At 62.6% G+C, this 23,091-nt stretch carries 23 protein-coding genes; 12 read left to right on the top strand and 11 right to left on the bottom strand.

Annotated elements, in window-relative coordinates; all coding sequences use genetic code 11:
* Positions 1 to 19: 19 nt before the first annotated feature.
* On the bottom strand, positions 20 to 1,114 hold the full coding sequence (locus FJ936_RS27735) for an ABC transporter ATP-binding protein (RefSeq protein WP_140788181.1): 1,095 nt from the start codon (positions 1,112 to 1,114) through the stop codon (positions 20 to 22).
* A 122-nt stretch (positions 1,115 to 1,236) separates the two neighbouring features.
* Positions 1,237 to 2,133: a LysR substrate-binding domain-containing protein gene (locus FJ936_RS27730; protein ID WP_140663161.1), complete on the bottom strand. Its 897-nt coding sequence runs from the start codon at positions 2,131 to 2,133 to the stop codon at positions 1,237 to 1,239.
* Positions 2,134 to 2,209: 76 nt separating this feature from the next.
* On the opposite strand from FJ936_RS27730, the gene FJ936_RS27725 reads away from it, so the two are divergent.
* From FJ936_RS27725 to FJ936_RS27695, 6 genes are all read left to right on the top strand, one after another.
* Positions 2,210 to 3,796 carry an amidohydrolase gene (locus FJ936_RS27725; RefSeq protein ID WP_181171100.1) on the top strand — a complete coding sequence of 529 codons (1,587 nt, stop codon included), beginning with the start codon at positions 2,210 to 2,212 and terminating at the stop codon, positions 3,794 to 3,796.
* 41 nt (positions 3,797 to 3,837) lie between these two features.
* Complete coding sequence (locus FJ936_RS27720; protein WP_015318637.1) at positions 3,838 to 4,770, top strand: dimethylarginine dimethylaminohydrolase family protein; 933 nt, start codon at positions 3,838 to 3,840, stop codon at positions 4,768 to 4,770.
* 223 nt (positions 4,771 to 4,993) lie between these two features.
* Complete coding sequence (locus tag FJ936_RS27715; RefSeq protein WP_015318638.1) at positions 4,994 to 7,147, top strand: penicillin-binding protein 1A; 2,154 nt, start codon at positions 4,994 to 4,996, stop codon at positions 7,145 to 7,147.
* A gap of 109 nt (positions 7,148 to 7,256) precedes the next feature.
* A complete protein-coding gene (locus FJ936_RS27710; protein WP_015318639.1) occupies positions 7,257 to 7,841 on the top strand; it encodes a DUF1214 domain-containing protein in 585 nt (194 codons plus the stop codon).
* Complete coding sequence (locus FJ936_RS27705) at positions 7,834 to 8,403, top strand: DUF1254 domain-containing protein (RefSeq protein WP_140788183.1); 570 nt, start codon at positions 7,834 to 7,836, stop codon at positions 8,401 to 8,403. The genes FJ936_RS27710 and FJ936_RS27705 overlap by 8 nt, the downstream gene beginning before the upstream one ends.
* Before the next feature lie 472 nt (positions 8,404 to 8,875).
* Positions 8,876 to 9,901 (top strand): hypothetical protein, encoded by a 1,026-nt coding sequence (locus FJ936_RS27695; RefSeq protein WP_140726672.1) that lies wholly within the window; start codon positions 8,876 to 8,878, stop codon positions 9,899 to 9,901.
* Here the strand turns inward: FJ936_RS27695 and FJ936_RS27690 are convergent.
* The 3 genes from FJ936_RS27690 to FJ936_RS27680 all read right to left on the bottom strand — a co-directional run bounded on the left by FJ936_RS27690 (position 9,879) and on the right by FJ936_RS27680 (position 12,806).
* Complete coding sequence (locus FJ936_RS27690; protein WP_140726669.1) at positions 9,879 to 10,226, bottom strand: DUF1491 family protein; 348 nt, start codon at positions 10,224 to 10,226, stop codon at positions 9,879 to 9,881. The genes FJ936_RS27695 and FJ936_RS27690 overlap by 23 nt on opposite strands.
* Positions 10,227 to 10,297: 71 nt before the next feature.
* Positions 10,298 to 11,080, bottom strand: coding sequence for a peptidoglycan-binding protein (locus FJ936_RS27685; protein ID WP_141907230.1), 783 nt, complete (start codon positions 11,078 to 11,080; stop codon positions 10,298 to 10,300).
* A complete protein-coding gene (locus tag FJ936_RS27680) occupies positions 11,055 to 12,806 on the bottom strand; it encodes a HAMP domain-containing sensor histidine kinase (protein WP_140726664.1) in 1,752 nt (583 codons plus the stop codon). The genes FJ936_RS27685 and FJ936_RS27680 overlap by 26 nt, the downstream gene beginning before the upstream one ends.
* 533 nt (positions 12,807 to 13,339) lie before the next feature.
* On the opposite strand from FJ936_RS27680, the gene FJ936_RS27675 reads away from it, so the two are divergent.
* Both FJ936_RS27675 and FJ936_RS27670 read left to right on the top strand, forming a co-directional pair.
* Positions 13,340 to 13,687: a DUF5330 domain-containing protein gene (locus FJ936_RS27675; RefSeq protein ID WP_140788185.1), complete on the top strand. Its 348-nt coding sequence runs from the start codon at positions 13,340 to 13,342 to the stop codon at positions 13,685 to 13,687.
* Positions 13,688 to 13,787: 100 nt separating this feature from the next.
* The gene (locus FJ936_RS27670; protein ID WP_015318647.1) at positions 13,788 to 14,216 is read left to right on the top strand and encodes a SufE family protein; all 429 of its coding nucleotides are present in this window, start codon (positions 13,788 to 13,790) and stop codon (positions 14,214 to 14,216) included.
* Between the two features lie 87 nt (positions 14,217 to 14,303).
* On the opposite strand, the gene FJ936_RS27665 is transcribed toward FJ936_RS27670, so the two are convergent.
* Positions 14,304 to 14,732, bottom strand: coding sequence for a MucR family transcriptional regulator (locus tag FJ936_RS27665; RefSeq protein ID WP_015318648.1), 429 nt, complete (start codon positions 14,730 to 14,732; stop codon positions 14,304 to 14,306).
* Positions 14,733 to 15,182: 450 nt separating this feature from the next.
* Positions 15,183 to 15,551 carry an SH3 domain-containing protein gene (locus FJ936_RS27660; RefSeq protein ID WP_140788305.1) on the bottom strand — a complete coding sequence of 123 codons (369 nt, stop codon included), beginning with the start codon at positions 15,549 to 15,551 and terminating at the stop codon, positions 15,183 to 15,185.
* Between the two features lie 113 nt (positions 15,552 to 15,664).
* Between FJ936_RS27660 and FJ936_RS27655 the strand changes: the two genes are divergently transcribed.
* The 3 genes from FJ936_RS27655 (at position 15,665) to FJ936_RS27645 (ending at position 18,962) form a co-directional block, all read left to right on the top strand.
* Positions 15,665 to 17,764, top strand: a complete 2,100-nt coding sequence (locus tag FJ936_RS27655) for a S9 family peptidase (RefSeq protein WP_140788186.1) — start codon at positions 15,665 to 15,667, stop codon at positions 17,762 to 17,764.
* 19 nt (positions 17,765 to 17,783) lie between these two features.
* Positions 17,784 to 18,410, top strand: coding sequence for a LysE family translocator (locus tag FJ936_RS27650; protein ID WP_140788187.1), 627 nt, complete (start codon positions 17,784 to 17,786; stop codon positions 18,408 to 18,410).
* 150 nt (positions 18,411 to 18,560) lie between these two features.
* Entirely contained in the window at positions 18,561 to 18,962 is a 402-nt protein-coding gene (locus tag FJ936_RS27645) for an SET domain-containing protein-lysine N-methyltransferase (RefSeq protein WP_023771554.1), read from the top strand.
* On the opposite strand, the gene FJ936_RS27640 is transcribed toward FJ936_RS27645, so the two are convergent.
* The 4 genes from FJ936_RS27640 to FJ936_RS27625 all read right to left on the bottom strand — a co-directional run bounded on the left by FJ936_RS27640 (position 18,959) and on the right by FJ936_RS27625 (position 22,166).
* Positions 18,959 to 19,909 (bottom strand): cytochrome c, encoded by a 951-nt coding sequence (locus tag FJ936_RS27640; RefSeq protein WP_140788189.1) that lies wholly within the window; start codon positions 19,907 to 19,909, stop codon positions 18,959 to 18,961. The two genes, FJ936_RS27645 and FJ936_RS27640, sit on opposite strands and share 4 nt — an antisense overlap.
* A gap of 9 nt (positions 19,910 to 19,918) precedes the next feature.
* On the bottom strand, positions 19,919 to 20,356 hold the full coding sequence (locus tag FJ936_RS27635) for a cytochrome c (protein ID WP_141907229.1): 438 nt from the start codon (positions 20,354 to 20,356) through the stop codon (positions 19,919 to 19,921).
* Positions 20,357 to 20,513: 157 nt separating this feature from the next.
* On the bottom strand, positions 20,514 to 21,116 hold the full coding sequence (locus FJ936_RS27630; protein ID WP_015318654.1) for a superoxide dismutase: 603 nt from the start codon (positions 21,114 to 21,116) through the stop codon (positions 20,514 to 20,516).
* Positions 21,117 to 21,287: 171 nt separating this feature from the next.
* Positions 21,288 to 22,166, bottom strand: a complete 879-nt coding sequence (locus FJ936_RS27625) for a branched-chain amino acid aminotransferase (protein WP_015318655.1) — start codon at positions 22,164 to 22,166, stop codon at positions 21,288 to 21,290.
* A gap of 155 nt (positions 22,167 to 22,321) precedes the next feature.
* Between FJ936_RS27625 and FJ936_RS27620 the strand changes: the two genes are divergently transcribed.
* Positions 22,322 to 22,984, top strand: a complete 663-nt coding sequence (locus FJ936_RS27620; RefSeq protein WP_141907228.1) for a haloacid dehalogenase type II — start codon at positions 22,322 to 22,324, stop codon at positions 22,982 to 22,984.
* Positions 22,985 to 23,091 lie beyond the last annotated feature (107 nt).

Here is a 23,091-nt window from a genome sequence, read left to right as displayed (position 1 = left end):
GATCAGGCCGCGCCGGCGCTCATTGTCCTCCGTCCGGAAGGAGGAAACCCTTTTCCGCCGGCCATGTCAGCCACACGGAATTGCCCTTGCTGAGCGCCGCCGCCGCGACCTCGTTGGGCACCGAGACGGTGACTTTGGCACCTTGGCGCGTGGTGAGGTCGAGCTTGGTCGCCGCCCCCAGATAGGTCGAGGCGATTGCCGTCGCGGCAATGCCGTTCTCTCCGGCGGCAGCCTCGCGCGCTATCGACATGTGTTCGGGCCGGATCGCCAGGATGGCGTCGCCACGTACCTTCTCAGCCTTGCAGTGCATGCTGACCGCGCGGTCCTCACAAAGGCCCGTCGAGCCGTTGTCGACGGCCTTAACCCCCTTCAGCGGCAGCATGTTGATCTCGCCGAGGAACTCGGCGACGAAGCGATTGTCCGGCCGGTCGTAGACCTCGTCCGGCGCGCCGACCTGCAGCAGTTTGCCATGATTGAAGATGGCGACGCGCGAAGACAGCGCCAGCGCCTCGCTCTGGTCGTGGGTAACGAAGACGAAGGTGGTGCCGGTCTCCTGGTGCAGGCGCTTCATCTCTGCCTGCATCTGGCCGCGCAGGCTCTTGTCCAGCGCCGAAAACGGCTCGTCGAGCAGGAGCACGCCCGGCTCGAACACCAGCGCGCGGGCAAGCGCGACGCGCTGCTGCTGGCCACCGGAAAGCTGCGAGGGCAATTTCCTCTCGTGGCCGACCAGACCGACGCGCTCGATCATCTCGCCGACACGCTTCTTGATCTCGGCGGCCGATCTCTTGCGGACCTTGAGCGGGAAGGCGATGTTGGCCTCGACGCTCATATGCGGAAAGAGCGCATAGCCCTGGAACACCATGCCGGCTGCACGCTGCTCGGCCGGGCGGTCGGTGATATCGGCGCCGTCGCTGAAAAGCTTGCCCTCGCTCGGCTGCACGAAGCCGGCCAGGATCATCAGGAAGGTGGTCTTGCCGGAGCCGGAGGGCCCAAGCAGCGTCAGGAATTCGCCGCGGCCTATGTCGAGCGTCAGATTGTCCAGCGCACGGAACGAGCCGAAGCTCTTGCCGATCCCGATTGCCTTGATCTCTGCGGCCCGGCCGGGTTGCTGCATCCTGCCTCTATCCTTACCGTTGAGCCAAATCGTAGGCAGGGCGGAAGCTCACCGCAACCGAATAGTTTTCGCCTGATCGGCAAATTTCATTCATCTATGGCGGGCTGGCGCCACGCTGCCTCTCAATAGGGCTGAATGCGGTTCTCGGAGAGAGTCGACCTCAGCCATCCCGCGAACGCTTCCAGGACCGGGTGCGAGGCCTTTGCGTGTTCGGAGACCAGAAAATAGGAGCGCGGCGATTTGATCGCGATGTCGAAAGGCCTGACCAGACGGCCTTCGCTCAGCGCACGGCGGCTGGTCAGTTCGTCACCCATGGCGATCCCCTGCCCGGCAATCGCCGCCGAGAAGACGAGGTTCATGTCGGAAAAGAAGATGCCGCCTTCGGTGTCCGGGTTTTCGACCTTGGACAGCGCCAGCCAGCGTGCCCAATCCTCGGTGTCGTCGAGATGAAGCAGATTGGCGCGCAGCACGTCCGCCGGCCGGGAAAAGCCGCCGACCTTGTTGAGCAGCGTCGGGCTGCAGAGCGGCGTGAACGAGATTTCGCACAACAGCTCGGCCATGCGGTTCGGCCAGTTGCCCACGCCGAAGGCGATGAAGGCGTCTGCGTCGGCATTGCTGACATCGTCGAGCCGCCGGGGCGTCAGGACGCGCAGCGCGACATCAGGGTACATCTGCCGGAACTCGCCGATATGGGTGCACAGGAACAGCGAGGCGAAACCCGGCGTACAGGAGACGGCGAACGAGCCGCCGACGCCAGTGCCGGCATCGCGCGTCACCGCGTCACCGAGCACGGTCAGCGCCTTGCGAACGTCGCTGGCATAACGCTGCCCACGCGGGGTGAGCGCCACACCCTTGCCGATACGCTCCAGCAGATCGAAGCCGAGATCGCGCTCGAGGAGCCGCAACTGGTGGCTCACCGCGCTGCGGGTCAGGTGCAGTTCGTCGGCGGCGCGCCAGACGCTGCCATGCCTGGCGAAACTGTCGAGCGCGCGTAGCGCCTGTGTCGATGGAATTCTCAAGAGGTGAACCGAATTTGCATGAACCAGGAAAACATATCACTTTTTGGCGAGCCACTTCACTGCTTTCTTCTAGAGCATGGAGAAACCGGTGACGACATCGGCGCAAGAGACCGCGCTTGCCTGCCTGGACGGCATCCAGCCCCTGCTGTCGGCATGGACACGCACCATTTTCGATTTCGGCGAGACCGCCTGGCGCGAGTACCAATCGGCCGCCTGGTATGTCGATCGACTCAAGCGCGAGGGATTTTCGGTCGAGGAAGGCTCGGGCGGCATGCCGACCGCCTTTTGCGCCCATTGGACGAACGGTGCCGGACCGACAGTGGGCATGTATGCCGAATATGATGCCGTGCCCGGCAATTGCCAGGACGCCGTGACGGTGAGGCAGCCGCGACCTGGCCTTGGCGCCGAGGCCGGCGGCCATACCGACCCGCATTCGGGGCTCGGCATAGCAAGTCTCGGCGGCCTGCTCGCCACCAAAGCCGCCATGCAGCGCCACGACATTCAAGGCACGCTGCGCTTTACCGGCGAGCCGGCTGAGAAAGTGCGCGGTTCGAAGCCAATCCATGCGGCAAAAGGCTACTATGACGGCCTTGCCGGCATGATCTCCTTCCATCCCTTCTACATGCTGCCGCTCTGCAATACCGCGCGCTGGGACACGCATTGCGGCGCGGCCTACGCGATGATCTATCGCTTCGTCTGCGACGAACCCGAAAATTGGGTTCGCGGAAGCGACGGCGCACCGATCCCGCAGGCGCATTCGGCGGTCAGGGCACCGGGCGCCAACGATGCACTGATGACCATGTACATGGCCTCCAAGGCGCTGCGCGATTCCATGCTGCCACACCAGGGCGGCTGGTCGATCAGCGAGGCGATCCTGACGGCCGGCCAGGCCACGGCGGACAATCTGCCGGCGGGACTGGCCGAGATCCAGTACATGATCCGCGTGCCCACCATCGGCATGGCCGAGCAGGTAACGGCAGTGCTCGACCGCAACGCCGCGGCCGCGGCCGCGATCAGCGGCTGCCGCTACGAGCGGCACTGGGTGTCGAAGTCACGGCCGGGGCTCGCGAACCACGCCATGGCCGGGATTGCCTATGAAGCCCTGTCGACAGTCGGGCCGCCACGCTGGGACGAGGCCGCCAGAACGATCGCGCGGGAAATCCAGGTCAATGCCGGCGGCACTGCTACCGAAAACCCCTTTATCGACGAGCTTGAGCGGCTGATTTCGCCACAAGAGGCTGAGGCGATCCTGCGCCGCGACCTGCCGCCGTCCCAGGTGAACTCGACCTCCGACGACTACACCGACATGAGCTGGCACGCGCCGACCGCCCGCTTCTATGTCGCCCGCCCAGCGCTCCGCTCGGCGAATGGCAGCGCCTATCCCTCCTGGGTGATGAATGCGCTGGGTGGCATTCCGGCGACGATCGACCCGATGGTCATCTGCGCCGCCAAGACGGTCGCGCTGACGGCGCTGCGCCTGCTCGAGGACGAGACCGCCCGCGATGCGGCAATGGACGAGTTCATCACCCGTACCGGCGGTGGCGTCGGCGGCTCCAACTGGATCGCGCCGCTCTGCGACTACGACCCGCCGATCAACTTTCGCTGGCCGGAATATGTCATCACCGCGCGCGGCCGCGACTGGTGGATCCCAAGCAACGCATGACCTGACCAACCCTTTAAAAAGAGCCCACGAGGAGAACCCGCATGACCGTCCATGACCGCATCATCGCCGAGCCGTTTTCGCTTCAACGCCGCAACCCGGCCGGCGGTACCAAGCCACTGACCGTCTGGGGCTTCGCCAACGAAACCGACGTGTTGACCGACGTGCTGCTCGGATCGCCGAATTTCCTGCGCCACCTGTCGACCAGCTCGCTGTCGCGCAAGCACCTGCGTGAAGCCCCCTGCAACGTCCAGATCGCGCAGGCGCAGCACAAGGATCTTGTCGCGGCCTACGAGCATTTCGGCGTCAACATTCACTGGCACGAGCCGACGCCGGAACTGCCGATGCAGGTCTATTCCCGCGATTCCAGCGTCATGACGCCTTATGGCGCCATTATCACCGCCATGGCCAACTGGTGGCGGCGCGGCGAGAACTACGCCGCCATCCGCACCTATGAAAAGCTCGGCATCCCGATCTACGACATGGTGACAGCCGGCACTTTCGAGGGCGGCGACTTCAATGTCATCGAGGACGGCGTGGTGCTGATCGGCTGCGGCGGCGCCCGCACGCAGGAGGAAGGCGCCCGGCAGGTGCAGGCCTGGTTCGAGAAGGAAGGCTGGGAGACACGCATTGCCTTCATCGACGAATATTACGTCCATATCGACCTGATGGTGGTGCCGATCGCCGAAAAGCTCACTGCCGTCTGCCTCGCCTGCACCGAGCCTGGCATCGTCGACTGGCTGAAGGGCAAGGGGCACGAGATCATCGACGTTCCCTTCCAGGACACGATGGCGCTCGGCTGCAACTTCATGTCGCTGGGCAAGGACCGGGTGATCGCGCCGACGTCCAGCAAGACGCTGATCGAAAAACTCAAGGCGCGCGGCTTCGAGGTCGCGGCCGTCGACATGAGCGAAATCTCCAAGACCGGCGGCGGTATCCATTGCATGGCACAGGCGCTGAAGCGCGAGGCGGCCTGATAGTCGGGAAAACGGCAAACCTGCCCCCGCTCGCCGGATCGGGTACCTGGCGGGCGAGGAACCGGCCGCCGGGTACCTGGCTCTTCCATCAACAAACCGTGCCCCTGTGTCCTCGCCGCCCTTGTGAGTGTCCGTAAATGGATGAATAGTCGCACAGGGCGCCGCCCTGAAATTGCCCGCTTGCGGTTTTCAGGTCGCGCCAGAACCGAGCCGGGTTTTTTGAATGGTCAGCCCTGAACCACGCAAGAGAAGAGGTCCGATCGCCGCCTGGTTGCTGGCGCTGGACGCGTGGCTTGATTCCTCGCTCTATGAGATCGGGTTCAAGGCGCGCCAGTTCTGGGAGGCCGCGACGATCTTCTCGCGGCGCTTCCGCCTGAAGGGCTGGCGGCGCGGCTTCATCGAACTTTTGAGCGAAGGTTTTACACTCGGCGCCGGCGGCATGGTGGTGATGCTGGCGCTGGCGATACCCGCTTTCCAGGATACCACCGGCGACTGGCGCGCCCAGGGCGACTTCGCCGTCACCTTCCTGGACCGCTATGGCAACGAGATCGGCCAGCGTGGCATCATCCAGCGCGACTCCGTGCCGGTCGACGAGATGCCGGACCATGTCATCAAGGCGGTGCTCGCCACCGAGGACCGCCGGTTTTTCGATCATTACGGTATCGACGTGCTCGGCCTGTCGCGCGCGATCTTCGAGAACGTGCGGGCGAATTCGGTCGTCCAGGGTGGCTCGAGCATCACCCAGCAGCTGGCCAAGAACCTGTTCCTGACCAATGAGCGCACGTTCGAGCGCAAGATCAAGGAGGCGTTCCTGTCGCTGTGGCTGGAGGCCAATCTGTCGAAGAAGGAAATCCTGCAGCTCTATCTCGACCGCGCCTATATGGGCGGTGGCACGTTCGGCATCGAGGCGGCGGCGGACTTCTATTTCGGCAAGAGCGTCAAGGACCTGAACCTTGCCGAGGCGGCGATGCTGGCCGGCCTGTTCAAGGCGCCGACCAAATACGCGCCGCATATCAACCTGCCGGCGGCGCGCGCGCGGGCCAACGTGGTGCTGTCCAACCTCGTCGATTCCGGCTTCATGACCGAAGGCCAGGTGCTGCAGGCCAGACTGCATCCGGCCGACGTCGTCGACCGCGGCGAACAGAAGAGCCCCGACTACTACCTCGACTGGGCCTTCGACGAGGTCAAGAAGATCGCCAAGCCCGGCCAGCACTCGCTGGTTGCCCACACCACCTTCGACGCCAACATCCAGAAGGCGGCGGAGGAGTCCGTCGAGTTCCACCTGCGCCAGTTCGGCAAGGAGTACAACGTCACCGAAGGGGCCGTGGTAGTGATCGAGACCAATGGCGCGGTGCGGGCGATCGTCGGCGGCCGCGACTACGGCGCCAGCCAGTTCAACCGCGCCACCAAGGCACTGCGCCAGACCGGCTCATCGTTCAAGCCCTATGTCTACGCCACGGCGATGGAACACGGCTTCACGCCGAACTCGATCATTTCTGGCGGGCCGATCAGCTGGGGCAACTGGTCGCCGCACAATTACAGCGGCGAGTCGGCGGGCAACATCACGCTGATCATGGCGATGGCCAAGTCGATCAACACCGTGCCGGTGCGGCTGGCCAAGGACCATCTCGGCATCGCGCCGATCAAGGCATTGGCGGAATCGTTTGGGGTGGAATCGCCGCTCGAAGGGCACAAGACGATGGTGCTCGGCACCTCGGGCATGACCGTGATGGACCAGGCGACGGGCTACAGCGTGTTCGCCCAGAATGGCTTCGTCGGTTCCCGGCACGGCATCACCCAGCTCGTAACCCGCACCGGCGACGTGGTGTATGACTGGACCAAGGACGCGCCGCCGCCGCATCGCGTCCTCTCCGAGCAGGCCCTGAAATCCATGAACACCATGCTGGCGGCCGTGCCGGTGATGGGCACGGCGCGGCGGGCGCAAATTCCCAACATCGTCGTCGCCGGCAAGACCGGCACCACGCAATCCTACCGCGATGCCTGGTTCGTCGGCTTTACCGGCAACTACACGGCGGCCGTGTGGCTAGGCAATGACGATTTCACCCCGACCAAGAACATGACCGGCGGCTCGCTGCCGGCGATGGTGTGGCAGCGGTTGATGGTCTACGCGCACCAGAACATCGACTTGAAGCCGATCCCGGGGATAGACAAGCCCTTCGTCGACGAGGAGGTCGCAGCAAAGGCCGCCGAGGCACAGAAGAAGAGCGAGGAGCAGGCCGCGGCCGATGCCGCCGCCGAGCGGCCGCCGGTGCTGTCCAGTCGAACCACACAGACGTTGCGGGACATGAGCCAGATGTTCCAGGCGGCCCCCAAACTCGACGCCCCCGCTTCACCCGAAACGTTGTCGGCACTGTGATATCCGCCCGCTGAGACAAGACCGACTGGCAAATCCATCACGCCTGCTTGCCACAAGGCCCCGCGCCGCGATATCCCCGAACGGCAATTCTGCGCGCACCTGGCCCTTCATGCTCAAGAACGCCTTCCTGATGCTGATTTCGCTTGCCATAGCCATTGGCGGAGGCGGCGCCAGCGTCTGGTATGCGCTGAAGATCCAGGACGGTGTCGGCGCAATCAGGATCGGCCAGTGGACTGCCTTCCCCGACATCGGCACACCGGCCGCGGACCCCTATTCCAAGGCCCGCGTGGCGCGCGAGGGCGTGCTGGCGCTTGGTCGCGCCGAGGGCCTGTCCTTCGTGGCGGAAAAGGATGCCGCCGGCGACCAGCTCAAGCGGGAATGCACCTACAGGATCGAGGGCGGATTTCCGACAGCGCGGTTCTGGACGCTTTATGCCGCCGATCAGTCGCTCGGCGTCGTCGAGACCGGTAAATCGCGGCTTGCGGCTCTTCAGTCCTACGAGGTGCTACGCCAACCGGACAATTCCGTGATTATATCCGTGGGCCATCACCCGATGCCGGGCAACTGGCTGCTGACCGACGGTTCTGGACGGATGTATTTCGTCCTGACCCTCTACGACACGCCGATCGCCAGCAGCACCGGCCTGTCAGACGTTTCGCTGCCCAGGATCGTCAAGGCGGGCTGCGATGCGTAGTTTGCGTGCCGCATTGCGCAGGCTTTTCCATGCCATCCTGCTCGGCCTCGTCGGCGCCGGCATCGTCCACATTGTCGTCCTGCTTCTGGTGCCGGAATTTTCGGAACGCGACGCCTGGTCGCGTCTCTCCATGGCTTCGGATCTCTACAAGATGAACCGGCTCGATGCCGAAGCGGGCGGCGCACCGGTGGTGAAATCAGTAGACCCGCTGTTCTACGCAACAGCCTGCCGCTTCGACCTCGAGGAAGGAATGGTCCGGATCAAGGCGCCGGGGGACGTCCCGTTCTGGTCGGTGTCGGTCTATGACCGCAGCGGTCACAACATCTATTCCTTCAACGACCACACGGCGGCGGGCGGCAAGCTGGATGCCGTCGTGCTGACGCCGGCACAGATGATCGACGTGCGCAAGGACCTGCCCGAGGATCTTCAGGGAGCGATCTTCGTCGAGGCGCCGATCGATGAAGGCATCTTCGTCATCCGCAGCTTCGTACCCGACGAGAGCTGGAAGCCGATCGTGTCCCGCTTTCTCGATCAGAGTTCCTGCGAGTTGCAGGATTTCTAAGCCTCGATCGCGGATCTGGAGCAGAGAGCCTGACGGACCACCATGGCTTCAGCAAAGCTCAGTGGTGAGGGACTGCTCAGTGATGGGGGACTGGCGTCCGTGGCGATCCCGGCTTGTCTGGCCCTGCAGGCCGGGCTTCGCCGGTGCTGGACCGTTCATAACGGATGCCGGGAAATATGATCACCGCCGCCGGTATTTCGGTGGTTTGCTTGGCTCGATTAGCCGGTGCCGCACGCGGCACGAAAGACAGTACCATGCCCATGATTCGCGCATTCCTCTCGGTTTCCCCGGAGCACAACGCAACGCCTCCAAATATCATTAAGGCCGGCAGAGGGTTAACGGAGCGCTAACGGATCGCGGCTAAATTGATCTTTGTTCCCGGGTCAGTGAGTTCTGACCGAGGCAATCGCGAAACCGACATAGTCCCGGTGCCGCGAGGTCGAGTGTGTATCTGGTGTCAGGCGTATCCTTCGTGTCATCTTCGGATTTCAGGCAAATCGCGATAAGGACGCAATCGGGAAAAGCCGAAAGGCTGTTCCGCGCCGCCGTTTCCGCGTTCTGCTCGCTGACGCGACCGTCGCGCCGGGAGATCGGCCAACTCGAAGACCTGACGCTGCCTCTGTTCGATGATGTATCCGTCGAATCGCGGCGCTACGTGGCAGCCGCCCTTTCCGAATGCGAATACGCACCCGCGGCCCTGGTGCGGCGCCTCTGCGAGGAACCGGTCGACATTGCCGCTCCACTGCTCATCCGCTCGCGCGCCGTCAGCGACATCGACCTGATCGCGCTGATTGGCCGGCATGGGCTGCCGCATGCGCGCGCCATAGCGCGGCGCAAGGATCTGAACCCGACCATCGCCGATCTGATCAGGGCGCTCGAAAGGCCGACCCTGGTGCGGACGCGGGATCCGGAAGCAGCCCCGGCGCAGAGCCTTGTCGTGAAGGCGCAAGCGACGGCGGACAGCGCGGAAACTCAGCAGACATCCGGCGTTGCCGCCGAGAGCGCGCGGCGCAAGCTGCGCTCCATGATGCGCACCGGCGACCAAGCCTTGGCGGCGAAGATCGACGCGTTCCCCGGCGCGGACACCTTTGTCAAACTGCGCGAGACGGCACTGACGGGAAACGCCGCGTTCTTCCACACCGCGCTGGCGGACGCTCTCGACATTGATTTTTCGATTGCGCAATCGCTGACCGCCCACCAGAACTATGCGCCGCTGCTTGCGGCGCTGCGTTCGCTCGACTTCAGCGAGGACCGGGCATTCCTGATCACTGTCGCCGTCTATCCCGGCCTGTTCCCGCATCCCCAGGCCATCCGCGCCTATCTCGACCGCTACCGCCTGCTGCATCGCGACGCGGCCCTGGATATGGTGCGGGAGTGGAAGGCCGAAACCCTGTCCAAGACGGTTCGCGGCAAGCCACCGGCAAACGGCGACAGCCGCAGGGCCTCCAACAGCGACGAAGCCGACGCCCCCGGCCTCAGGGCGTCTTCACGGAAATAAGTTCCTCGATGGGAACGCTACCGGCCTCGATCTCGACCACCCAGATGTCGGGATCGAATTTTTTCTCGCGCTCCAGTCTCGCATCCAGCACGGCGGCATCGTTGCCGGCGGCGAGAAGGCTGAAAAAACGGTCTTCGGGCTTGGCCGAATCGTAGCTTGTCTGCGGTGCCGGCCCGTAGAGAGCCGTTTCACCCAGCCTGCCCCGCGCCAGGATGAACACGGCCCCGGCCTCCGTCGCGCCGCGATTGACCACGGCGGCAAATCCGCCGGCGCTGAAAACCCGGCGCAACAGGGCCGAGACCCACAGATCAGCGGTTACGCGCATGGAAGACTCCCGACGACATGCGGGCTCTCTACCGAAATTCCCCGTGGAGGGCGAGCCGTCGTTTTCGGCCGTCAGTTGGTGAGGCCGATCTCGCGCATCTTGACGTAGACGATCTCGTCGGGCTCGCCGGTCTGCGGCAAGCCGAACAGTGACTGGAACTCCTTGATCGCCGCCTTGGTGCGTGCGCCGACGACGCCATCCAGTTGCATGTCGTCATTGCCGAAGGCCTTCAGCCCGGCCTGGATCTTGACGATGCGGGGGTCAGGCCCCTGCAAGGCGGCATTCGCCTGTGCCTCGTTGGTCTGCAAGGACACGGGAACTGCGGCCGGCGGCATGTCAGGACGAGGTTGCGGTTTCGGCACGGCAGCCGTCTTCGGCGTTGCACCCAGTTGATCCAGGAGCAGTACGTCGATCTCGCCCGAGGCGTTCAGCCCGACCTTCTGTTGATAGGCCTGTATGGCCTTGCGCGTGTTGGGGCCGGAAATGCCGTCGACGGTGCCGGAATAGAAATCAAGGTCCTTCAATATGCCTTGCACCTGCTCGACCACCGGGTCACCCTTGATCGGGGCGGGCGCGGCATTGGACCGCACGATGTTGATTGTCGTCTCGGGCTCGTCGGCGGCGGCGTGCGGAACGCCCTGGAAATTGCGTGTGGCGAAAAACGCCCCGGCGTGCGGGAAAGGCTGATACCATAGCGCATTCGCCGAGACATAGAACAGCGTCACCAGGAATGCGGTCGATCCTCCCACCAGGACGGGATTGCGCGAAATCATGCCGCCGACGGCGATGGCGCCGTCCTGAAAGGCGTTGCCGCGGCGTTTGACCGCCTTAGCCTGTTTTGCGGAGCGAGCCATTTCCGTCCCCTTTCGCCCTCGTCACCGGCATTGTCAGCACTCCGGTCGGGTTGGCGGGGCGCCCCTTCGGCCCGCCGACCGGCAGGCTGATGGTGACCGTGGTGCCCTCGCCCGGCATGCTTTCGATCGACATGGTCCCTTCATGCAAGGCCACCAGCCCCTTCACCAGGGAAAGGCCAAGACCCGTGCCCTCAAAGCGGCGGGTATAGTCGTTCTGGATCTGCGTGAAGGGTTTGCCGAGATTGGCGAAATCCTCCTCGGCGATGCCGATACCGGTGTCCCTCACCCAGAAATGCAGACGTGAGCCGATCCGCTTGGCGCCGATGACGACATCGCCGCCGTCGGGGGTGAACTTGATCGCGTTGGAAACGAGGTTGATGAGCATCTGCTGTACGGCGCGGCGATCGGCATTGATATCGCCGGCGTCAGGGGCGATCTGCGTCTGCAGGTCGATATTCTTGGCCTGCGCCTGCAGCCGCATCATCGACTGGCACATGTCTGCGGCTTCCACGAACCGGAACGGCTCCGGCTCGGTGGCGTAGACGCCCGATTCGATCCTCGATACGTCGAGTATGGATGTCACGACTGCCAGCAGATGCTGGCCCGAGTCCCGCACCAGACCGACATATTCCTTCTGGCGCGGATCCTTGAAGGTGCCGAACATCTCGTGCAGCAGCATGTCGGAGAAGCCGATGATGGCGTTCAACGGCGTGCGCAGTTCATGGCTCACGACTGCCAGGAACCGGCCCTTGGCCACTTCGGCGGCGGCCGCCGTCTCATTGGCTTGCGCCAGTTCTTCGCGCAGTCGCGCGGTCTCGTCATTCTGGCGCAGGACAAGCGTGAAGACGTCGCCTTGTTTCTCGCCACGCACCAGTTCGAGCGCGAATGGCTGGTAATTGTCGGCCACAAAGCCACTTCCGTTGTGGGCGCCGTTGCCACTCTGGGGCAGCCTGATGCGCAATTCGAGGCGGCGCGACCGTGCGCCGTCACGCATGTCGGCCAGGGCGCTGAGATAGGAGACACGATCCGACAGGTGGACCCGATCGAAGAGGCCCGTTCCGGACAACAGCTCAGGCGGCAATTTCAGAAGCGTACGCGACTTGGCGGATGCATCCACGACTTCGCCGTGGCGGGCGACCCGCAAGACCACCGCGTCGATGATGTCTTCCAGTCGATCACCGGCATCGAGCGTATCGGCCGCGCCGGCGGTGCCGCGAAAAGCCGATATCCGCGGGATGAGGGCCAGCGCCCAGGCCAATGGCACCAGCCAATGCCAGGCGGCGATGTGCGCATCCGCCAATGGAAGGAAGGCGGCCGACAAGGACTGAAGGGCGATGGCGATGACGGCTGTCGCGCCCCCCCACAATGCCGCACGCCGTGACGCGCCGATCCACCAGGCTTCGAATGGCAGCGCCAGGGTAAGCATGGCGACAGGTGAACTCAATCCGCCGGCGGCACCGATGAGACCGGCAAGGGCAAGCGCCGCCATCGCCAGGGCGATCGGCCCCGCGGCAGCCATCTTGCCGGTAGCGGCTACCAGCAGGGCGACGAACCAGCACAGGCCGAAGGCCGCGAAAATGGCGGCCATGGTCACCGCGGCGCCCATCCCCGATGTAACCAGCGTGACCGCGGCACCCGCTGCAAAAAATGGCGCGGCCAGCATCACGCCGATGAAACGGCGCTGGCGCTCGCGGTCGCTCCGTTCGAGAACGCTGGGATGAACCATGCGCTCACAACCGGCCGCTATTGCACCAGGCAATTCAGCGTATCTGGCCTCGATCGGCATCAATTCAACGCACTCGCACTCGTCGTGAACAGCTCTGCTTTTGCAGATTGTCTTGGTTGGCTTTGAAACTCGCATCCAGCGTTTAAGGAATGGATAAGGCAGGGCCGACCAAGGCCCGCCCTGCGGCAAATATCGGGATGACGGCGGCCGAAAACCCGGTCAAATGCAGCCATAGTAAACGGAGGGTTATCCTGGCGGCCCTGTCGTCGGACCGCGGGCCAAGTCGTCGAAGCCGCTTTATTTCCTCGAAGACACAATTCATTCAACGGGATAGATGGTTATCGAATGGTGAGAAGAATCGTTCCGATATGAAACAAATCGACAGCAAAACGCTTCGTTTCGAATTTGCCTAAAATTTGAGGAAAATTCTCGGCGATCGTGCAAGCCGTCCTTTGTGCCTGTGTGTCAACATCCTGCCCATAAAAGAGGTCATGCCATATGATGCATGATCCGGTCACGACGAGAGGCAAGGCATGTTCTTCCTGATAAGAATGGCTTTCTGGTTTTCACTGGTGCTGCTGGCGCTGCCGCTGGGTGTCGGGTCCGATGAAACGGGCCAGGAAAGCGTCGGGCCGATCCAGGCCCTGTTCGCGGCGCGAGACGCCGTCGGCGACATCGCCGGTATCTGCGAACGCAAGCCCGATGTCTGCGAGACGGGCAAGTCGGCGATGCACACCATCACCGCACGCGCCAAGGAAACCGCCAAGATCGCGGCGGCCATGCTGGACGACAAGTCCGCCGGCCCCGATACCTCGACAATGACGGGCAGCGTACCGGAAGTCGCCCTGCCTGAAACGGTCAACCTGCCGATAAACAATTAAGCCGTCTCGACGGCGCACCGCGGGCAGTCTGCCCTCTCGACGCCCGCGGTGTCCTTGTTTTTTCCGTGACGCGGCGCCGCCGCGTGACTATATCCGGGTCATGACGACCACGATCCAGACGATCCGCGACGACTTCTCGTTCCTTGACGAATGGGAGGATCGTTATCGTTACGTCATCGAACTCGGCGAAGCGCTGCCGCCCTTTCCCGATGCGGAGCGCAACGCCACCAACAAGGTGCCAGGTTGCGTCAGCCAGGTCTGGCTGACCACCGAACGGGGTCCGGGCGCCGACCCCGTCATCACCTTCACCGGCGATTCGGACGCCCATATCGTGCGCGGACTGGTTGCGATCATGCTGGCGCTGTTTTCCGGAAAGACGGCCAGCGAAATCCAGAAAATCGATGCGGAAGCGACGCTGAAGGCACTCGGCCTCGACGAGCACCTGTCGCCCCAGCGTGCCAACGGCCTTCGCTCGATGGTCAAGCGCATCAAACGCGATGCCGAGATGGCGCTCGCCCAGACTGCCTGATCGACCTGTCGATCTTCCGCCCACCCCTGAAATCAAAACGGCGCCCGAAGGCGCCGTTTGATTTCAATCCAATCTGGCAAGCAGCGACTACCGCGCCGCCTTGCGCTTGCGGCCGAGGCCCATCTTCTTGGCAAGCTGCGAGCGAGCCGCCGCGTAATTCGGGGCAACCATCGGATAGCTTGGGTCCAGGTTCCACTTTTCACGATACTGATCGGGCGTCAGATCGTAGTGGGTCATCAGGTGACGCTTGAGCGACTTGAACTTCTTGCCGTCTTCAAGACAGACAATGTAGTCGTCATGAACGGAGCGCTTCGGGTTGACAGCCGGCTTCTGCTTGTCGGCAGGCGCCTGTTCGACGGTTCCGCCCACACGCCCGAGGGCGGCATGGACATCGGATATCAGGTTCGGTAGTTCGCCGACCGGCACCGGATTGTTGCTGACATAGGCAGCCACCACATCGGCGGTGAGCTCGATCAGCGCATCATTGTTTCTGGAAGGTGTTTCGACAATATCCATGGTCTTCAGGCCCCAACAAGAGTTACGTCGGTCTGTGCCCCTTTTTACAGGCAGGGCATTGCACGAATTTGCGCAGATAGAGCTGCCGCGATTCGTGTCACGGGGACATCAATGCGGCCGCAGGTCAAGTAAGTCAATTCGTTGCGCGCATTATATTTATGAATCTTGATCAACTATTCCGCGATCAGCTTCAATCTTTCGTGCATCATGTAATTTTTCGATATTTCGCCCGCCAAACCGGTAAAGCCTGACGTAACGTCAGTTCACCGTTACATTCGCGATAACTCACAAATCAGGTTTCAATGCTCTCGTTTGCTTTGCCGTCGCTTCGGCAAACTTGGTTGTTCGCATCTGTCCTCAAAACCACAGGTTGCCGCTCCTCTCTGTCGGGCAGGCAGCCAGGCGACATGCCCGCCGGCCGAACCCGTCGGGGCCAAAATCGATGGTCGTTCAATACGGGATGATATATCTGCCATAGGCCCAGCCGGTCACGAAGGTGCCGTTCTTGGCCGGCTCATGCCAGACTTCGCACCAGCGATAGCGAACCGTCTGCTGCTGTTTCCATGCCGGTTGATTGGCGATATCGAGCAGGTTTATGCCGCCGGTGCATCGTCCGGTCATCTGCAGGACGGTCCCGTTCGGGTATGCGACCTGCTTCTGGGATGTTCCCGACGGATATTTGCGCACATTGAGCGTGTCGCCGAACGGCACATTGGCCACTTGCCAAGCCGAAAATACGGTCGCATGAGACTGGCCGGCAAAGACCAGACTTAGCGAAGCGACGGCGGAAGCCGCAGCAATACGAGACCGAATAGTCATCTTCTCTCCTCCCGGCGTCGCATGGGCCGACACCACCTCTACGCCACGGCTCTTGAACCTGCCCTGATCGGCGTGTTCATTCGTCATTCAAGATATTTCCAGAGCGAGACGCAATGACCAGGACTTCCCGATTTCCAATCGCCAGCGCCCCTGCCCCCGAGAAAAGGCCCGTCTCGGACACGCATCACGGCATCACGCGAACCGATGAATATGCCTGGCTGCGAGCGGATAACTGGCAAGAAATGTTCAGGGATCCTTCCTTGCTCGATCCAGGTATCCGCGCCGAACTCGAAGCCGAGAACGCCTATCAGTCGACGCTGATGGCCGACACGTCAGATCTGCAAAAGCAGCTTTTCAAGGAAATGAAGGGCCGCATCAAGGAAGATGATTCTTCCGTTCCCATGAAGGACGGGCCTTATGCCTACGGCTCTTCCTTCAAGCTCGGCGGCGAGCAGCCGCGCTATTTCCGAACGCCGCGCGGCGGCGGACCCGAGCAGATCCTGCTCGACGGCGACGCCGAGGCCGAGGGCAAGGCCTATTTCCGGCTTGGCGGCGTCGATCATTCGGCCGATCATAGCAAGTTGCTATGGGCGTTCGACGACAAGGGTTCGGAATTCTACACGCTGCGTGTGCGCGACCTTGCCGACGGCAAGGAACTGGCGGACCAGATACAGGCCACCGGCGGTTCGGGGGTCTGGGACGCGGGCAATGACGGGTTCTTCTATACACGTCTCGACCCAAACCACCGGCCGTCGAAGGTGCTGTTCCACGCACTGGGGCAGGCCCCTGAAAACGACCGGCTGATCTACGAGGAAACCGACCCCGGCTTCTTCATGAACGTCGACGGGACTCGCAACAACCAATGGATCATGATCGGCATCAACGATCACGAGACTTCGGAATACCGTCTGTTGAGCGCCAGCGATCCATTTGCCAAGCCGAAGCTGGTTTCGGCGCGCGAGACCGGCCTTCAATATGAACTTGAGGAAGGCGGCGATATCTTCTTCGTCCTGACCAACGCGGACGGTGCCAAGGACTTCAAGATCATGACGGCGCCGGCGAGCGACCCGGTCCGCGTCAACTGGCAGGAACTGGTGCCGCATGAACCGGGCCGGCTGATCCTGTCGGTGATCGGCTTCAAGGACCACATGGTGCGGCTCGAGCGCAAGGAAGGCCTGCCGCGCATCGTAGTGCGGGATCGGGCCAGCGGCGAAGAGCATCTGATTTCCTTCGACGAGGAAGCCTTCTCGCTCGGCCTTTCAGGGTCCCTGGAATACGACACCGAGATGATGCGTTTTTCCTACTCTTCGATGACGACACCGTCGCAGATGTTCGACTACAACATGCGCACTCGTGAGCGTGTGCTGCTCAAGACCCAGGAAGTGCCGTCCGGCCACGATCCGCACCTCTACGTCACGAGGCGGCTGATGGCGCCGGCGGCCGATGGCGAACTGGTGCCGATCTCGCTTCTGCATCACCGCGACACGCCGCTGGATGGCTCCGCGCCATGCCTGCTCTACGGTTACGGCTCCTACGGTATCACCGTGCCGGCCGCCTTCAACACCAACTGGTTCTCGCTGGTGGACCGTGGGTTCGTGTTTGCCATTGCCCACGTGCGCGGCGGCAAGGACAAGGGATATGGCTGGTACGACGACGGCAAGCGGGCGCACAAGATGAACACCTTCACCGATTTCATCACCTGCGCCCGCCACCTCGTTGCCGAGCGCTATACCGCGCATGACCGCATCGTCGCGCAGGGCGGCTCGGCCGGCGGTATGCTGATGGGCGCCATCGCCAACATGGCGCCGGATTGCTTCGGCGGCATCGTGGCCGAGGTTCCCTTCGTCGATGTACTCACCACCATGCTCGACTCAACGCTGCCGCTGACCCCGCCGGAATGGCCGGAATGGGGCAATCCGATCGCGTCGGCCGACGATTACCTGACGATCGCCGCCTATTCGCCATACGACAATGTCGCCGCGCTCGACTATCCGCCGATCCTGGCGCTCGCCGGTCTCACCGATCCGCGCGTCACCTATTGGGAGCCGGCCAAATGGGTTGCGCGGCTGCGCGACCGCACGAGCGGCGACAATCCGGTACTGTTCAGGATCAACATGGATTCCGGCCATGCCGGTGCCTCCGGCCGGTTTTCACGCCTGGAGGAGATCGCCTATACTTATGCCTTCACGCTGAAGGTGACGGACAAGGCATAGCTCACGGAGGAACGCCGCGATGATCGATCCGGCCACAGCGATAGCCTACATCGCGGTTGTGCTCGGCTTTGTCTTCATTCCTGGCCCGGCCACGCTGTTGACGATCGCCCGCGCAACGAGTTCGGGGACGAGGGTCGGGATCGCCACAGGCGGCGGGATCGCGGCCGGCGATGTGTTTCATACCGCCATGGCGATGGTCGGGATCTCGGCGATCATCGCCACATCGGCGACGCTGTTCAGCATCGTAAAGTATATCGGCGCGGCCTACCTCGTTTACCTCGGCATTCGGGCCATCATCGAGAAAGCGCCATCCGATCCGACCGCCGGCGCGCTTGCAATCTCCGCCGGCAAGGCGTTTCGACAGGCTGTCTTGACCGAGGTGCTCAACCCCAAGACCGCGCTATTCTTCCTGGCGTTCCTGCCTCAGTTCGTGCGGCCCGAAAGCGGATCAGTGATGGTTCAATTGGCCGTATTGGGGATCATCTTCGTCATGCTGGGGCTTTTCAGCACGGTCGTGTTCGCCGTGAGCGCAGGGCGGCTCGGCAGTTTCCTGCGCCGAAATCCGACAGTGCTGAAATGGCAAGGCAAGGTTGTCGGCGGCATCTACTGCGCCCTGGGTGTCCGCCTCGCCTTGCAACAGCGCTGAGGCCAGGCGACCCACGTCGGCCGACAGGCATGATGATCATCACTTTTTGAATTCCGCGCGGCTCATTTCCGCTCGCAATTGCGACGGTCGCGCGCTACCCAAGGCACGATTTTCCCGGGCGCGAAGTCCGCACTTGCACAAGGGTCCATTATGCTGCTCGTCGACGTCTATCTCGACAAATCGCCGATCCAGGGCATCGGTGTGTTTGCCAAGAACCATATTGCCAAGGGCACGCTGGTCTGGAAACTCGACCCCCGGTTCGATCGGATCATCGACGTCGAAACCTATGAGGGCGAAACCGGGCCGGTGAAGAACTACCTCGACCGCTATTCCTACCCCGACCGTCGCGATCCCGCCTATATCGTCTTCGAAGCCGACGACGCCCGCTACATGAACCATGACGACGAGCCGAATTGCGATGTCTCGTCGCCCGAGGAGACCTACGCCTTGCGCGACATCGCGCCTGGCGAGGAGATGACCTGCAACTACAACCTTTTCTTCGAAACGGGCTTCGATTTCCTCGGCGATCGCCATCTGCAGTCCGAGGATTAGTTCGTACTTTTCTTGCGCGCCGGATAGCCGTTGGGATGCGGCGGCACCGCCTTCAGATAGGCAGCAATCGCCACACGGTCGTCCGCCGTCAGCTCGGCCATGTTGCGCTGCACATCGACCATGGCGCCGCCGACGGAATCGAAATCCGGCGTGAATCCGGTTTCGAGGTAGTTTGCGATGTCGGACGCGGACCAGCTGCCGATACCTCCCTCGCCCGAAGTGATATTCGGCACGACGCCCGAGCCCTCGGCGGCCACCGCACCGGCCAGCCATTCGCTTTTCCTGGTTCCGCCAGCGAGGTCGCGCGGCGTATGGCATTCGCCGCAATGGCCCGGTCCTTCGACCAGGTAGCGGCCTGCCATCACCGGGTCTGGCGCGCCATCAGGCAGGGGCACGACAGGCTTTTCACTGAGATAGAGCCGCTTCCACAGGCCAATGCCGCGCCGGATGCTGAACGGGAACGCCAGCGAATTGCCGGGCGCCTTGCCGGCGACGGCGGGAAGCGTCTTCAAGAAAGCGTAGAGGTCGGCGACATCTGACGGTTTCATGCGAGCATAGGAGGCATAGGGGAATGCCGGATAGAAGTGCTGGCCCGAAGGCGACACACCTTTCAGCATGGCGTTAGCGAGATCCCCGACCGACCATGCGCCGATGCCGTCCTTGGGATCTTGCGAAATATTGGGCGGAACAAAGGTGCCGAATGGCGTCTTGAGTTCGAGCCCGCCTACGAGTTGAAGCCGTGCATCGCCCTGCGACCCAGGCTTGGCATGGCAGGAGGTGCAGCCGCCGGCATAGAAGATACGCTTGCCCCGGGCAACATCGCCTGGGCCGAGTTGCGCCAGGGTCGCCGCATCAAGCGTGACCGGTGCCGACAGCAGCCACCCCGCCGACGCGCCGGCGACGCCCAGGAGGAGGGCCGCGCCGACGAGCTTCTTCAGCCATGCCATGGCTGGCGATCAGCCCTTTTTGACCCTGTAGCCCTGGTGGCAGGTACCACAGTCCGAGCCGATGGTGCCGATCTGCGTCTTCAGCGCATCGACGTCCGCCGGAGCCGCCGCGACCGCAGCCTTGACATCGGCGAGATACTTGTCCTCGGCCGCCTTGAAGCCGGCCATGTCTTCCCAGATTTTTGGCGCCGCCGTGGTGTCGCCGGTGTCGGTGCCCTTCGGGAACAAGGCCTCTACGTCGAACTTCTCGGCATTTGCCTGCAGTGCCTGCAACTGGGTCAGCACCGCGGCGGCATCAAAGGGCTCCTCGCCCTTGACCACTTTCGACAGGCCGCCGACGATCTTTCCGCGTTCCTTCATCAGAGCCTGCCGGTCGAGGATCGGATCGGCAAAGGCCGCCGATGCGGCGAGTGCGAGCATGGAGATGGCGATGACAAGCTTTCTCATTCATTTGGCTCCGTGGTGAAGGCATTTCAGGACAGGACGTTAACGGATGCGGGAGGTGGAATATTCCCATTCTCCCGCATGAAATTGCATGACCCTAGCCGTGGGGTTCGAGACGAAAAGAAAAGGCCCGGGGGTGCCGGGCCTTTCGGAAGATTGATCAGGCATTCGCCTTTTCGTAGAGTTCAAGCACGTGATCCCAGTTGATCAGGCTATCTACGAAGGCCTCGAGGTATTTCGGCCGGGCGTTGCGATAATCGATGTAGTAGGAGTGCTCCCAGACGTCGACGCCGAGGATCGGCGATGCGCCATGAACCAGCGGGTTCTCGCCGTTCGGCGTCTTCGATATCGCCAGCTTGCCGTCCTTGACCGAAACCCAGGCCCAGCCCGAACCGAACTGCGTTGTGCCGGCGGCAATGAAATCAGCCTTGAACTTGTCGTAACCGCCGAGATCGCTGTCGAAAGCCTTCTGCAGCGCGCCAGGGAGCTTGTTGCCGCCGCCGCCCTTCTTCATCCATTTCCAGAAATGGATGTGATTGTAGTGCTGGGCAGCATTGTTGAAGAGACCGGCATTCTTGCCGAACGATTGCTTGACCACCTCTTCGACCGAAAGATCGCCAAGGCCGGCTTCGGCGGCGAGCTTGTTGCCGTTGTCGACATAGGCCTTGTGATGCTTGTCGTGGTGATACTCCAGCGTCTCTTTGGACATATAGGGCTGCAGGGCCTCATAGTCGTAGGGCAGAGCGGGCAATTCGAAAGCCATGGGTAGTACTCCCTCGTGGAAAATCCGGTGTGGATACCGGAGTAAGATAGGTCGGGATTGAGCTGGAGCAACTCCGGAAGTGAAGCGCCAGTCCCTTTCTAAGCGGGTTCCCGGGAACTGTCACATGCTTTTCCTGTGACCAGCCGCGCGGCGACAAAAAGGCCGGCTATCTCAGCCAGCCGAGGTCGAATGCGCCCACTCCCAATAGAGTTCACGTGCCTTCTTGGCCACCGGGCCGGGTTGCAGATCACGGCCCTCCATGCGGGTGACCGGCACCACCTTGGAGTGGTTGCCGGTCGAGAAGATTTCGTCCGCTTCGAGGAAATCCCGCACCGACAGCGTCTTTTCAGTCGTCGTGAACCCATAGTCACCAAGCAGCGTCATCGTGCGCGCGCGGGTAATGCCGGACAGGAAGGTTCCGTTCGGCGCCGGCGTCAGCACATGGCCGTCCTTGACCAGGAAGATGTTCGAGCTTCCGGTCTCCGCGACATTGCCCAGCATGTCGAGCACAAGCGCGTTGTCGAAGCCGCGCGCCTTGGCCTCGAGGATGGCGCGGCCGTTGTTGGGATAGAGGCAGCCGGCCTTGGCGTTGGTCGGCATGGTTTCGATAGTCGGGCGCCGGAATGGCGACACGGTCACCGAAAAGCCGGTCGGTGAGATCATCGGCGATTCATAGAGGCAGAGGCAGAAACGGGTCGAGGCGGGATCGGCCGGCACGCCCATGTAGCCGCCATGCTCGGCCCAGTACATCGGCCTGATGTAGACCGCCGTCTTGCCGTCGAATTTCTTCAATCCGTCCCAGGTCAGCCCGACGATCTGCTCGGGCGTCATGTTCGGCGCCAGCCCAAGCGCGATCGCCGAGGCATTGACGCGTGCGGCATGAAGTTCGAGATCGGGCGCCACGCCTTCGAACCACCGCGCGCCGTCGAACACGCTGGTGCCGAGCCACATGGCATGGCTGCGCGGCCCCAGAATGGCGACATTGCCTTCGTACCAATCGCCATCGACGAAAGTCCATGTCGCGGATTGCGCCGCCGCCGCCAGTGTCATCGCGTTTTCCCGTTCCGGTCAATCTTGTGTGACAACATTGGATGATGCTTTGACCGCCGCCGTCAACCAGCATCGGGGAGTTTTGTTGAGGCCAGCGACGGGTGCGCTGCAATCAAGGCTTGCACCTTGTCCCGCCTCGCCTCAAAACTGTTGCCATGCAATACGCCGCCTACGTGTTCGACGCCTATGGCACGCTGTTCGACGTGCACGCCGCCGTGCGCCGCCATGCGGACGCGATCGGCCCGGACGGCCAACTCCTGTCCGAAATCTGGCGCGCCAAACAGCTCGAGTATTCCTGGGTTCGCACGCTGATGGGCGCCTATGCCGATTTCTGGCAGCTGACCGAACAGGCGCTGGACTTCGCCTTGCGCAAGGTCCCTTCGGCCGATCCGAGCCTCAAGGCGAAACTTCTGGAGGCCTACTGGCGGCTGGACTGTTATCCCGAAGTGCCGGCCGTGCTGAAAGCGCTCAAGGCTTCGGGCGCCAGGCTGGCGATCCTCTCCAACGGTTCGCCCGAAATGCTGCAGGCAGCGGTCAATTCGGCGGCACTCGACCAGGTCCTGGACGACATCTATTCGGTCGATGCGGTGCGTCGCTTCAAGACCGATCCTGTTGTCTACGACATGGTCGCCACGGGATGGCGCCTCTATCCCGGCGCGGTCTCCTTCCAGTCCTCCAATCGCTGGGACATTGCGGGCGCCACCAAATTCGGCTTCCGCACGGTCTGGATCAACCGCTCCAACCAGCCGGAGGAATACCAGGACTTGCCACCGGCCCTGATCCTGCCATCGTTGGAGGCACTCGTATCCGGCGCCTAACTGACCTGTGGCCCCAGCGCCACAGTGGCGGCGCAGTCACAGCTTCGCCTTTGTTTGTCCACGTTCGAGCCAGAATCGGAACCGCCTATCGCCTCAGGTGTTGTCAG

The organism is Mesorhizobium sp. B2-4-13, from assembly GCF_006658535.1.
Lineage (GTDB): Bacteria > Pseudomonadota > Alphaproteobacteria > Rhizobiales > Rhizobiaceae > Mesorhizobium > Mesorhizobium australicum.
This window is presented reverse-complemented; position numbering and strand designations above follow the sequence as displayed.